Source organism: Lachnospiraceae bacterium GAM79, from assembly GCA_020735665.1.
Taxonomy (GTDB): Bacteria; Bacillota; Clostridia; order Lachnospirales; family Lachnospiraceae; genus Coprococcus.
In genome coordinates, this window is sequence record CP085928.1 from 1875582 (window position 1) to 1889531 (window position 13950).

Below are 13950 nucleotides of genomic sequence, written 5' to 3' on the forward strand. Positions count from 1 at the left end.
GTACAATCCGTTCATTTGAAAAAGTACTGCTTGTATGCAAATATTTTTTATAGCTGTATATTATATGAAAGGAGTATTTCCATGAATAAAGAATTACAGAAACTGTTATTAACGCAGCAGGAGGAACAGTCTTATCACCTGCCGATGGAGGCAGAGTATTCATTTTACCGGCGGATCGCAAATGGGGATATGGAGCTACTGAAACTAAATATGAATGCAGATACCATGGAAGGCATGGGAAAGCTGTCTTCATCCCCACTGCAGAACAAAAAATACCACCTGGTCATTCTGACTGCCATGATCACACGTTTCTGTATCGAAGCCGGGTTGGATCCGGAACAGGCCTATACTTTAAGTGATATGCATATCCGAAAGATCGATGCATGTCTGACACCGGAACAACTGGATCCGCGAAAAGGGGCTGTTGTGAAGGATTTTGTACTTGCCATGCACGAGCTTCATAACAGTCCCGGACTGTCTTATCATGTCATGCAGGTCGTCTCCTACATTAACAGCCATATCACAGAACCGATCCGGGTATCGGATGTCGCCGATGCAGTGAAGCTCCACCCGGACTATCTGACCCGTCTGTTCAAAAAAGATATGAACTGCAGTCTCTCACAATATATCATAAAAGAAAAATGCAGGGCGGCCCGCTACATGCTGTTAAACAGCCAGGCAAGCTGTACAGAAATCAGTTCATTTCTGTATTTTGCGTCCTGCAGTCATTTTGTAAATTGTTTTAAAAAAGAATATGGTCTGACACCGAATGCTTACCGCAAACAGATGGGCGGTCTGTCAAATGATCGAAGCGATGCGTTCTAATACAACAGCTAAACCTCTCTCCATCTTTCCTGCCGATCGCATTGCGTATTATGTGAATTAATTTTGGTCGCAGCCCCCACACAAGGCGGGAACTGCGACGGTCGGCCCAAATTTTTTCCTTTATTTCTTCCCCCACTTTTCTGGTTTTCCTGTTACACCTCGGTGAGAATTTACAGATTGAGTTTTAAATTACCATGAGGTTTTCTTTATTACTCCACCACACACTTTCCTGCCTATTCCGTATTTAATAAAGGTATTTATTTGGTTTGATGAATACAAAATTACTTTTTATCTATTTTCCCATAAAATATAATCAAGGTGAAGAATTCAAATTCTTCACCTTGGTTGTTATTATTATTTTCAGATTATTTTCCTTTTTTATTTCAGAGAACTAGGTTCGGTGCCGTAAAAAGGAATCAAAACTGTATTAACAGTACAATATTAATATAATAGTGTCAATAATTAGTCCTCATACGAAACGCCTGCCGTAACTGAGGCATACTTCTTTCCGTATATATTTACCAAATCTCCACTTTTTTCCGGAGTACACTTTACACTGTATGGATCATAGGTCCTAACCACATGAATCTTCATCATTTCGTTGCAAACTGTACACCTAACATTCATATCGCACTCGGACCATTCTGGGGTGATTGTGGTTGGAACATAGGCGTATTCGGCAGGATGATGGGTTATACCGGTAACAACTCGTGTTTCCGTAGGCTTCGTATGTCCAGTTTCTTTTTTGTGTTTTTCATAATCAATAACACATTCTGGAAAATAAACCCATCCCTCTACTGGAGCTGTCCATACTCCATCACCATCAAGATCAGTCCATTCTTCTCCTTCTTTTGGTTTTTTATTCCACACACATGTTAAACAAACTGTTTTATCCTCCCATATTTTTTCATCCCAAGCCGGTTTAATTTCTTTGTATACATTTTCAACAACTGCATCATGTTTTACATAGTTCGTATCTTTTAACATTGTATGATCTTCTGCCAGAGGTGACCACTGATGCGTGTGAGCCGGAATTGTATCATCTGTCTTACCGTTATTATTTTCACCTGTATTGTCTGATTTTCCACTATTGGAACTATCCGGAGTTTTTGTTTCAATCTTTGTTTTTGTACATGTTCCATCCGCCTTGATCGTGAACTTGTAATTACCGGATTTTACTGTCTTGGCAGTCCTAATCATTGATCCGTTCTTATCTACATAGAAATATTTTCCGTGGATCTTTACCCGGTCATTCTTATATTTTGCAAGGCTCTGAGCTTTGAAGGCTCCACCTGACACTTTGTAGTATTTCTTTCCAGTCAGCTTTACAGATGCCGTACCGGTTTTTGAAACATAATAAGTATAAACCCCTGACACCTTTTTCCAACCGGATTTCAGTACAATCTTGCCTTTTGAATTAACAAAAAAAATCTTCTTTCCGATTGTTTTGGCTTTATTCTTATAGGAAGAAAGTGATTTTTTTACGAACTTCTTGCCGGAAAAATGATACCAGTATCCACCGGAAATCTTCTCGGTTACATATCCCTTTGAGCCGACATAATAGACATACTGCCCGTTCTGATTCTTCTTCCACCCGGTCTTTTTATCTGTTTTTCCGGATGCATTTTTGTAATAATACTTATTGTCATTTTTTTTGATCGTACAAGTAGCTGCTGAAAGTTCTGCAACCTTCTTATCCGTCTTTTCATATGCTGAAATTGTTGCTGTATCATCTGCGGCAGCATATACCACCCCTGACATTGTGAAAATCAATGTAAATGTAATCAGCAGACTTAATAATTTCTTTATTCTCTTCATTCATTTAACCCCTTTCTCACTTTATGCGTATAATAATACCACTAATAAAAATGTAGCACAATATTTTATTTTTCTTTCTCAGACAATGTCGGATGCTGCATATAAAATATTTCCTTTTGCCTGTCTATCTCTGCTTTCAACTGCTCTTTTGTCGGCAAATATGTGAGATATTTTGACATAAAAAGCCTGTCATTATCATGCAATACTGAATACCTTGCTATATCCTCATCTGTTTCCGCACAAAGCAATATTCCAAGTGTAGGATTATCGCCCTCTTTACATTTTAGTTCATCATACATACGAACATACATATCAATCTGTCCTACATCCTGATGTGTAATTTTTCCCATTTTTAAATCAATAAGCACATAACATTTTAATTCAATATTATAGAAAACAAGATCTATAAAATAATCTTCTGTCTCAGTAACAATATGCTGCTGTCTGGCAACAAAAGCAAATCCCTTTCCCATCTCCATCAGGAAATCTCTGATATGTGTCAAAATTGCAGACTCCAAATCACTCTCAATATAAGAATCTTCATTTTTAAAGCCTAGAAACTCTGCAACAATGGGACTTTTTAGAAGTTCAAATTTATTTTTTTGACTTTCCGTTGTTTTCTGTATCATCTCTTTAATAACTGCATCTTTTTTAGGTGACTGCATTAGTCTGTAATAATATTGTGTACTGATATTTCTGTCTAAAGTTCTAACGCTCCAACCTTCTGTTGCTGCTTCGTTCATATACCATAACCTGGCATTTTCATCTGGCACACGTAAAAGTGCTCTAAAATGAGACCAATTTAGATTGTGAACACATGTGTTCACAATTTGCTCATCAGAAAAAGCAAGATAAAATTTACGAAAATATTGCAAATTTCTTTTTGAAAAACTTTTTCCATATTCCTTTGTAAGTTCATCTGCCAATGCCTCAATTAAAGCCTGACCATATTTTGCTCTTTCTTTTCCATCCTGCTCCTGCTCCACAATACGCTTACCAACATGCCAATAGGTGAGTACCATAGCCTTATTGGCTGCATTATAAGCTACTTCACGACCAGATGAAATAATTCCCTTTATATCGGCAATCACCTCCTGATAGTTCACAATATCATTTGGCATATTATCTAACCTCTCTTTCCAGTTTTATGCGGCACATACACAACAGCTTGTCTTAGTCCACCTGCCACCGTCGCTCCAATTTTGATTGTAACTTATTTTTCTATGCCTGACAACAGCTAAACCTCTCTCCATCTTTCTTGTCAGTCGCATTGCGTATTATATAAATTAATTTTGGTCGCAGCCCCCACACAAGGCGGGAACTGCGACGGCCGGCCCAAATTTTTTCCTTTATTTCTTCCCCCACTTTTCTGGTTTTCCTGTTACACCTCGGTGAGAATTTACAGATTGAGTTTTAAATTACCATGAAGTTTTCTTTACTACTCCACCACACACTTTCCTGCCTATTCCGTATTTAATAAAGGTATTTATTTGGTTTGATGAATACAAAATTACTTTTTATCTATTTTCCCATAAAATACAATCAAGGTGAAGAATTTAAATTCTTCACCTTGGTTGTTATTATTATTTTCAGATTATTTTCCTTTTTTATTTCAGAGAACTAGGTTCGGTGCCGTAAAAAATAATGTAAAAAGGAATCAAAACTATATTAATTACAACATATTGATATAATGGTGTCAATAATTGAACCCGTGAAGTCTTAAAAGATCAAGGTAACTCGTATCCGTTTCATTCATATAAGCATAACTTCCAACGTAAACCCTCTTGTTGTAAGGCTTTCCACCAACAACCGACCGAACCTTGCTACCACTGGTCGTAATCAAATCACCGCTTTTATCTGGAATGCACGCCCCAACAACCGCTGTACTCTCGGATAACGCCCCATTAACTACATGGATTGTCATTTCCTCGCCGCACACTGTACATCTCCGGTGTTCATCCCACTCGGACCATTCTGGGGTGATTGTGGTTGGAACATAGTCGTATTCGGCAGGAATAATCTCATATCCTATACAAATATCATAAGTTGCTGATTGACCATGTTGTGGATATTTTTCAGCATGTAACTTTTCCTCAACACTACCTCTTTTAAATGAACATTCCTTAAAATATATTTGTCCCTCTACCTGAGTTGTCCATATTCCATCTCCATCGAGATCTGTCCATTGTTCCCCATTTTGAGGCTTTTTGTTCCACACACAGTTGAGGCAAACATCTCGTTCCTCTTTTACTTCTTTCTTGTAAGCCGGTTTAATTTCAGTGTATATATTTTCCACTATTGCATCATGCTTTACATAGTTCGTATCTTTTAACATAGTATGATCTTCTGCCAAAGGCGACCACTGATGCGTGTGCGCCGGAATTGTATCATCTGTCTTACCAGTGTTATTTCCGTCTGATTTTCCACTATTGGAATTGTCAGGAGTTTTTGTTTCAATCTTTGTTTTTGTACATGTTCCGTCCGCCTTGATCGTGAACTTGTAATTACCGGATTTTACTGTCTTGGCAGTCTTAATCATTGATCCGTTCTTATCTACATAAAAATATTTTCCATGGATCTTTACCCGGTCATTCTTATGTTTTGCAAGACTCTGGGCTTTCCAAGAGCCTCTTGACACCTTATAATATTTCTTTCTCGTCAGCTTTACAGATGCCGTACCGGTTCCGGAAACATAATAAGTATAAACCCCTGACACTTTTCCCCAACCGGATTTCAGTACAATCTTTCCTTTTGAATTAACAAAAAAAATCTTCTTCCCGATTGTTTTGGTTTTATTCTTATAGGAAGAAAGTGATTTTTTTACGAATTTCTTGCCGGAAAAATGATACCAATATCCACCGGAAATCTTCTCGGTTACATATCCCTTTGAGCCGACATAATATACATACTTCCCGTTCTGATTTTTCTTCCACCCGGTCTTTTTATCTGTTTTTCCGGATGCATTTTTGTAATAATACTTATTGTCATTTTTTTTGATCGTACAAGTAGCTGCTGAAAGTTCTGCCACTTTCTTATCCGTCTTTTCATATGCTGAAATTGTTGCTGTATCATCTGCGGCAGCATATACCACCCCTGACATTGTGAAAATCAATGTAAATGTAATCAGCAGACTTAATAATTTCTTTACTCTCTTCATTCATTTAACCCCTTTCTCACTTTATGCGTATAATAATACCACTAATAAAAATGTAGCACAATAATTCTCAGAAAACAATGGCGGTGTTTAGTTATTCTGAAAATTTAAGGGGCAACATATTATTGTTGCCCCAACTTGGATTTTACAAAAAATTGGATTTTAAATTAGGTCTACAGTGTTTCGAACTTCAGCGACAGTTTTTTCTTTTCACAAATTTTCTCTCCCGATAATCCCATGTCTACATATGCTTTGATCAAATCTTCAATAATGCCATCGGCTTTCGTTTTTGTCTCACTACTCTCAGGATCCATTATTTCTAATATCATCTCACACATAGCAATGACACTATCTTCTTTCATGTTCGCAATCGTAGTCCAATGTTTGCATCTCATCCAGTTCCGATGATCTGTGTATCAAACATATGTGCTTTTATAAGATATACCCCATTGTATTTTGTGATTACTAGTGTCAAAATTCTAAAACTCAACCTTATTTCTTTGTTTTTCTTCCAATGTTTGATACCCCTGTTAATACAAAGGCTCTAATGCCTCAAACAACAACGGCTTCGCCAGAGTGCGTTACGAAGATGCTGCTTATATGCTTTGATCTTCTGCCTCGGCCATAGGCTGTCAAATCAGCCCTTAAAGTTTTTTATTAATAAATAGTAATCCGCTAATATTATATCTGTCTTAGGTTAAAGCGTCAATATATTATTAGTCATCTACACATATATCATTATGTTTTAATATCCCCTTGCACCTCGCCGGCAACTTATTTTTTTTAACATTACGTAGGAAAAATTTATGTAATATGTCTCTTCCCTCAGTCCTACAAATCCATTTTTTTAATTTTGCCCCGATTTCATCAACATCATAATGTTCCGCGGTAGAGTGCGTTTTGATTATATAATCAACCATATCTAACATATCTTCTTCCACAACTAAATTGTCATCCAGCATTTGTTGAACCTCTATTTTGCTTTTATCAAGATCCCCGATTATGGTCATGCCACAAATCGGTATATTGAACCCTAAAAACTCAACTAATTCGCTGGTAAATTGCGTATGCATCCTATTCTGTCGGACACCATTCGTCATTCTTGATCTGCCTAAATTTTTTATTAAATTCCAAGTCCTGGAATCCGCTCCTCCAGTGATGCGTTTACAATATTCATCACTTAGATGTTTAACCTCAATCGGGATTATCAATTTTTGTGTAACAATCAATATATCAATTTGTATTGTCCTGTACACTTTTAATTTTTCATTGTATTCTCCTGTTTCAAAATATATATTTTCGAAGATCAAGAATTTTTCGTCTCGTTTTTCAAAATAATTTCTTAATTTTTCCACGATTTTCTTTTCGTATTCCGCACCAAATTTTTCCAGAATATCATTTTTACTTTTTCTTAAGAGTCCGGGCTGATACGGATCAAGCTGTGCCTTTCTTCCCACCAAAACGGGATGGTTCTCTGTTTGTAATATTCTTTTATTCTTGTTCATCTTATTTCCTCCTTAAATGTTTTTTATATATTTATATTACTGTCGATTTTCAAGAAATTATAAGTAGAAATTTAAATTTTTTTGATTTTTATAAAAATATCTGCATATCATACTTCTTTCTATATTCTTATCCATTAGTTTTATCTAACATTTTTCCACATGTGGAAAATTTGGACATTTATTATTCCATTTATGAATATCTAACCAACAAATTTGGTAAAGGAAATACACAAGACAACCTAAAATTAATGAGACGATTCTATGTTGTTTACCCTAAAGATCTAATTGGAGAAACACTGTTTCCCCAATTCAATATTCTCCCTTAAATTTCCAGAGGTCGTAGATTTTATCTCAGTTGGTCACATTATTTAAAGCTCATGGGAATTGATAATATTGATGAACGTCACTTTTATGAGTTTGTTAGCAGCTCCTAAAGTGCTAATTTTTTCATTCGTCGTTTTTTATTATCTCCCTATATAGGTGGTCTACACTGTTATTTTATTGCCACTTATAAATGTGTGACAAAATAACATTATTATGTCAATTTATATTTACAGATAAGCAAAACAGCTAAAGCTAGTGTTTTACGACTTATTAAGGTAAGAATGTACCATGTGGATTTTACTTGTCATTCATTTTGTTATACTTCTGCCATTCATTTTGTCATACTTGCCATTCATTTTGTCATACTTCTGCCACCTATAAGTCTCGGAAGCCGCATAAATACTGGTTTTTTAGCACTCAGTAATCAAGAGAATGTACCATGTGGATTTGACTATGACCTATAAGTCTCGGAAGCTGCATAAATACTGGTTTTTAGCACTCAGTAATCAAGAGAATGTACCATGTGGTTTAACTACGACCTATAAGTCTCGGAAGCTGCATAAATACTGGCTTTTTAGCACTCAGTAATCAAGAGAATGTACCATGTGGATTTGACTATCACCTATAGAACATACCATCTGGATTTGACTACCACCTATAAGCCTCGGATGCCGTATATATACTGAGTTTTCGGTACTCAGTAATCAAGAGAAAGTACCATGCGGATTTGACTTGACATTCATTTTATCATCGTCCTTATCCGTTAGCTTCATCTAACAATTTTCCACATGTGGAAAATTTAACCACATGTTATTTCATTTCTCTTAATTGCCGATATTGTATTTATATTTCTTAACCAAATCCTAACCATTCTAGAATTGACAATCCAAAGCTCTGTGAACTATAATAAACTAAGTCCTTTAATTACACCTTCTGGTTTACGTTTTATCTAACCAGAAGGGATTTTTAATTTATTCCTTTATAGTCGTTATAATCATCCACTTACCAAAAGTTACATCAAACAGTACCATTTATTACATTTATGAACTTTTCTCTTTTATTTCTGATATGGTAGTTATGTCGGCAAATCAGGTACCGGAAATTAAGAGGAATAATCAATGTATGATCACAACGAAGATAGCAATAATATTACACCTACCACGGCACACAAATCCGCGTCAGTAGATATTCGTCAAATTTTCCCGGCTCGGAAAAAAGATGACTTTTTAAAAGATTTACAAAAAGATGTCAATACCTTTAGCAAATATCTGGATTTGAACAATGAATGGCGAAATAGATTTGAAGAATTTATGGAAGGAAATAAATCTCTTCCTTTAACCTATGATCCATTCTTTAAAGCACTGTTTAACCCTGATGTCTATCCCGGACGACTATCTCATTTGCTTAGCAGCATCATAGGAATTAATGTTATAGTTCAAAGCGTTCTATCGCAGGAAAACCGTTTACTGCCAACTTCACCATTATTAATTATGGATATCATTGTACAGTTAGAGGATGGTTCTATTGCAAATGTAGAGATTCAAAAAATACATTATGCATTTTCAGGTGAGCGCATGTCTTGTTATTCGTCCGATCTTCTTCTCCGTCAATATACACGCGTCAAGGGAGAAAAAGGAGACCAATTCACCTATCACGATATCAAGACTGTATATACAATCGTCATGTTCGAAGACAGTCCACCTGAATGCAAATCTTCTGATATTTTTATACATCATGGAAAAACAATTTTTAACACAGGCATTGATCTTCATCTTTTGCAGGAATACTATGTTGTCGCCCTTGACGTATTTAAAAATAACAAGTATGCTAAAGAAAAGAATGAACTTAATGCATGGTTAGCTCTGCTAACAGCTGATTCTATAAATGACCTTGCTACACTAATATCCGACTATCCCTGGATGGAAAAGATCTGTCGGGATATGTCCGAATATTTATATCGTCCAAAGGAGGTTATCGGTATGTATTCACAAGCCTTAGCAAAAGCAGATGAAAATACTGTTAATTTTATGATTGAACAGATGAAAAAAGCGTTGGAAGAAAAAGATGCTGCTTTGTCTGAAAAGGACGCTGCTTTGTCCGAGAAGGACGCTGCTTTGTCCGAGAAGGATGCTGAAATTGCTGCATTACAGGAAAAAATTGCAATGTTAGAACACTAATGTGCAGTTCATTAACATAATTATTTTTACATAATAATCCCCAGCTATAATGCTTATTCATTTTATCTTTTAAATAAACATTATAGCTGGGGATTTTATCTGTTCATGATGTAATCTCCATTTCGCAATTGCTTATTTCCTTGTTTCTGCTACATATCCTATAAGCTCTTTGCTATACCGATATAAATCATCATTTAGCATAAGACCTCTGCATGTATCCGCAACCCCCGGCGATTTTACTTCTACTCTGAAGAAAGGATAATACCGCTCAAATGATTCTTGATTATTTTCAATATCTGTATATATATGATCCCAATCAATATCACGTAGTAAAATATACCTGTTGTTCTCTGATATCCATTCACATCTGCTTTTAGCATCCTTTTTCATTAGTCTGTCAATCTGTTCACGTTCTACCTCATATTCCAATATGAAATCATGCGTTTTCCTGTCACTTCCTAACACCTGCATTAATATAGGATGTATTTTATCGCCAGGCTGATAAAATCTAAAATGTGCATTTTCCATTATTCCAAACCGTTTTATAATATTTTTTACGCACTCAACATCCATTACCCCTATACCATATGTTATTCTATCCTCATCCAGTTTCTGTATAAATCTGTCAGTTTCCTCACATTTTTTTATAATATAAGATATCATTTGTTTTTCTTTCTCCTCGCTGTCAAATACAACATAGCGGGTAAGATCGTCCATCCGAAAACCATATCTGTAATACTTCTCTACAATATCTTCGAATTTATAACTGTCTATTTCTATACCACTGAATTGAGGTTTCCAATATGCATCAATAATTTCATCAGAAAATGTCTGATACATACACTTACCAAACTGTTTTGTCCTGCCACCAATATAATATCTTTCTATTATATCCAATTTTTCTTCTACAGATGTTGGAAGATCCATCACCCGATTAAAAAAGCGTTCCATATAACAGCTGTCTGGCATATCTATCGGATTATCCAGATACTGATTAGCGATCAAAACTGCCTTCCTAAATTCATCCCTGGAGATATCTCCATATGTAAACGCTTTTCTTTTCAATCTTGCTTCTATCAAAGCGGCAACCGCTAGCAAAAGAATATGATAAGGCATGCCCTGAGTCTTATATTCCCATATCAAATGACATGGATATCTTTCTACTCCATCAAATGAATGCGTAGGCACCATACAGATCGCATCAATCATTTTCTTTTCCGGTTCATCATTCTTAAAAAAATTGCGTCCGAGATTAAATTCTTCCCCAATTTTCATGAATGTATAGTCCCCTGACATCACACAGTATTTATTTCCATTTTCATTATGTTCTACTGTTCGTTCCAGACATACTGTGTCTACATCATGAATTTTTTTCTTTACTCTTTCTGCAAATGGTAATTTTTGAATAAGCTTTGCTGCTTCGTCATATACAGCCTTCCATTCGTCACGTGTTACAGATTTAGAAATCGATAAGCAAATAAATATACCCATTTTATGCCTCCTGTTGTTTTTTCTAAATTGTAACGGACTTTTGCTGTATTTGTCATTCAACCATTGGTTGAAACAGCCTTCTTCGTTATTAATTCTCGATAATACTCAATCAAATACTTTGAAGTAGAATCAACTATCTTTTTCTGTTCTATTCTACAAATCTCAATTTCCCTAAAGATGAAAAAATCTTCCACTTTCGCTCCCAGAATCTGTCCCAACAAAAACAGATTCTCAATATCCGGTAAACAATGCGAATGCCGCCATTTATTGATTGACTGAACTGATACTCCTATCATTTCTCCTAAATGTTTATCACTGATGTTGCCCTTATCAATCAGACGTCCTATTTGCTTTCCTGTAGCATCCATGTCTATTCCTGTAATAAATGACATACTCCAATCCATATCGTTCTTCCCTCTTTTTCTTTACATTTGTATTCTCTCTCATAATAACATATACACAATCGTACTGCCTATGATGCTGACAAATGTATTCTTTTTCCACACATGAAGAACGACACAAACTGCGGCTGCGATCAACTTCTTATAGCCGCCGCTTAAGAATTCGGTCGGTACTTCCCTCAGGCAGTACACGATCAGCACCGCCATGATGGTTGCCGGAAGGATTCGTCCGAGATACCGGATTTTCTCAGGGATTTGTTTTCTTTTTCCAAGAATGGTAAATGGGAGTGCCCGCATAAATAAAGTAGCTGCCGCCGACACAAGAATACAGATCAATACATATCGATCATTCATGAGCTTCCACCTTTCTTTCACAGATCAGCAACAGACCTGATACCAGAATCAAAGTTGGAAGAAGGAAATAATCTTTTCCTATTAACAAAAGCAACAGCACACCTCCGATAAACCCGGCAAGTGCCGGCAAATGCACTTTCACACTTCTCCATTGATCGATCGCGATCGTAATAAATAACGCTGTCATACAGAAATCGATTCCCTCTAATTTCACCGGAAGGATCTGACCGAGTATGCCGCCAAGCACAGCGCCCACCATCCAGGATATACGACTGAATAATGCCACATAAAACATAATATCAAATCTACGTTTCCGGTCATTTGCCTTCTCTGCGTTACGATCTCTTATCACCTCAGAAGACAGCATGGAACAATTGACGGCATATGTCTCATCCGTCATTGTGTGTACCATATATGGATAACGCTTACCCATTTTCTTGAAATCTTCAACAAATGTCAGTCCATAAAAGAACTGTCGGCTATTCATAAACAACGCAGTAAGTGCGATCGTGAGAATCGATGCCCCACTGCTTAAGAATGTTACCAGCACAAACTGAAATGCACCGGTATATACCGTCAGGCTGGTAAACAGCGACCAGAGCCAGGACAGTCCTGCTTCCTGCATCGTGAGTCCGTATGCCATACTGACAAAGAGATAACTTCCGGTGATCGGCAGAGCCTTCACAAATGCCTGTTTTAATACTTCTTTTCTGTCTACAGTCTCCCCAGCCATAATTTCTCTCTGTACTCCTTACTCACATTACAAAATCTCTGAAATCTTTTCCAATACCGCTTCTGCCAGCGCCTTGTGTCCTTCTTCATCCATATGCTCCTGATCCCGTTCCGATGGTACGGCATAATCAGAAGCCGCCAGATAATAAAGTCCTTCTTCCTCTGCGATCTGCCGGTAAATCTCCGGCAGCTCTTTGGACACCTGTACAGAATTTTTTCCAAATTCCGGATCAAATCCATCCCAGACCTTCTCGCCCAGTGCGATCGGTGACATCAGAAGGATCTTTGCTGCTGGCGCACCATCCCGGATCTGTCGCACCAGCTTACGAATACCCAGTCCGATGCTACCTGCCGTTGCACCATAAAATGTCTTACAGTCATTTGTTCCAAGCATTAAAATGATCAGATCTTCCGGCTTATGGGTTTCTAATATGATCGGAAGGAGTTCACTGCCACGTCTGCCCGGACGAAGCGGATCGTCAAATACTGTAGTTCTGCCACACAGCCCTTCCTCCTGTACAATATATCCCTTTTCCATCAGTCCGGTTCCTACGATTCCGGTCCATCTGGTATCCCAGTCATAGCGTTCTGCCGTTCCCGGCACATAACCATATGTGTTTGAATCACCAAAGCATAATACCTGTCGCATGGCATTTCCTCCTTCTTATATTTTACTAATGCCGTAACGTAATATCATCATGTTTGAACACTTTCGGCATTACCAATCAGAGGACGCTTCCGCTCGTTTCGTCCTGCAACGGTACTAAGCTGCCGCTTACAGCGCCACCTAAGGACCGGCGGACTCAAATGCCTCTGTCTTGGTAATCCGAAGTGTTCAAACTTAATACAATTTTTGTTTCTGCGCATCATTATCTTACTATTCCTATTCGGAATGTATGAATTATATAACAAATTCCAACTAAAATACAATACATAAATATTAGAATTCGTTATAACTTTCTCTTATAGCAAACCTAGTCATGCTATAATCAATACGCTATCCACCATTTACCGCCTGCCTAAAAATAGCAAAAAACTCTACTGCTTCCTAGGGCTGGGTATTATGCTTATTATAAAATAATATTGCGAGATTTCGTTGTTGCCGGATCAGAGTAAGCTACACTAACCTCAAACTACGCTAACGCTCGTCTTCACTAAGTGCTCCGCTC

The 13950-nt window shown here is 37.1% G+C and carries 12 protein-coding genes and 1 pseudogene; 3 read left to right on the top strand and 10 right to left on the bottom strand.

Annotated features, from left to right (window positions below; translation table 11 throughout):
* Positions 1 to 81 precede the first annotated feature (81 nt).
* Entirely contained in the window at positions 82 to 825 is a 744-nt protein-coding gene (locus tag LK416_08330; protein ID UEA73695.1) for an AraC family transcriptional regulator, read from the top strand.
* A 462-nt stretch (positions 826 to 1287) separates the two neighbouring features.
* Here the strand turns inward: LK416_08330 and LK416_08335 are convergent, their stop codons facing one another.
* The 5 genes from LK416_08335 to LK416_08355 form a co-directional block, all read right to left on the bottom strand.
* On the bottom strand, positions 1288 to 2643 hold the full coding sequence (locus LK416_08335; protein ID UEA73696.1) for a hypothetical protein: 1356 nt from the start codon (positions 2641 to 2643) through the stop codon (positions 1288 to 1290).
* A 65-nt stretch (positions 2644 to 2708) separates the two neighbouring features.
* The gene (locus LK416_08340; protein ID UEA73697.1) at positions 2709 to 3764 is read right to left on the bottom strand and encodes a PDDEXK nuclease domain-containing protein; all 1056 of its coding nucleotides are present in this window, start codon (positions 3762 to 3764) and stop codon (positions 2709 to 2711) included.
* A gap of 575 nt (positions 3765 to 4339) precedes the next feature.
* A complete protein-coding gene (locus tag LK416_08345) occupies positions 4340 to 5800 on the bottom strand; it encodes a hypothetical protein (GenBank protein UEA73698.1) in 1461 nt (486 codons plus the stop codon).
* Positions 5801 to 5970: 170 nt separating this feature from the next.
* Entirely contained in the window at positions 5971 to 6159 is a 189-nt protein-coding gene (locus tag LK416_08350) for a hypothetical protein (GenBank protein ID UEA73699.1), read from the bottom strand.
* Positions 6160 to 6513: 354 nt separating this feature from the next.
* Entirely contained in the window at positions 6514 to 7302 is a 789-nt protein-coding gene (locus tag LK416_08355) for an NERD domain-containing protein (protein ID UEA73700.1), read from the bottom strand.
* Between the two features lie 197 nt (positions 7303 to 7499).
* Here LK416_08355 and LK416_08360 point away from each other — a divergent pair.
* Positions 7500 to 7718, top strand: a pseudogene (locus LK416_08360) (DUF1016 N-terminal domain-containing protein).
* 1026 nt (positions 7719 to 8744) lie between these two features.
* Positions 8745 to 9803: a PD-(D/E)XK nuclease family transposase gene (locus LK416_08365; protein ID UEA73701.1), complete on the top strand. Its 1059-nt coding sequence runs from the start codon at positions 8745 to 8747 to the stop codon at positions 9801 to 9803.
* A 132-nt stretch (positions 9804 to 9935) separates the two neighbouring features.
* Here LK416_08365 and LK416_08370 read toward each other — a convergent pair whose 3' ends face one another.
* From LK416_08370 to LK416_08390, 5 genes are read right to left on the bottom strand one after another with little or no spacing between them, the layout of a single operon-like run.
* Complete coding sequence (locus LK416_08370; protein ID UEA73702.1) at positions 9936 to 11294, bottom strand: hypothetical protein; 1359 nt, start codon at positions 11292 to 11294, stop codon at positions 9936 to 9938.
* A 56-nt stretch (positions 11295 to 11350) separates the two neighbouring features.
* Entirely contained in the window at positions 11351 to 11698 is a 348-nt protein-coding gene (locus LK416_08375; GenBank protein UEA73703.1) for a helix-turn-helix domain-containing protein, read from the bottom strand.
* Positions 11699 to 11737: 39 nt separating this feature from the next.
* A complete protein-coding gene (locus LK416_08380; protein ID UEA73704.1) occupies positions 11738 to 12049 on the bottom strand; it encodes an AzlD domain-containing protein in 312 nt (103 codons plus the stop codon).
* A complete protein-coding gene (locus tag LK416_08385) occupies positions 12042 to 12782 on the bottom strand; it encodes an AzlC family ABC transporter permease (GenBank protein UEA73705.1) in 741 nt (246 codons plus the stop codon). Before LK416_08385 ends, LK416_08380 begins: the two co-directional genes overlap by 8 nt.
* Positions 12783 to 12809: 27 nt before the next feature.
* Entirely contained in the window at positions 12810 to 13430 is a 621-nt protein-coding gene (locus LK416_08390; protein ID UEA73706.1) for a GDSL-type esterase/lipase family protein, read from the bottom strand.
* Positions 13431 to 13950: the final 520 nt, after the last annotated feature.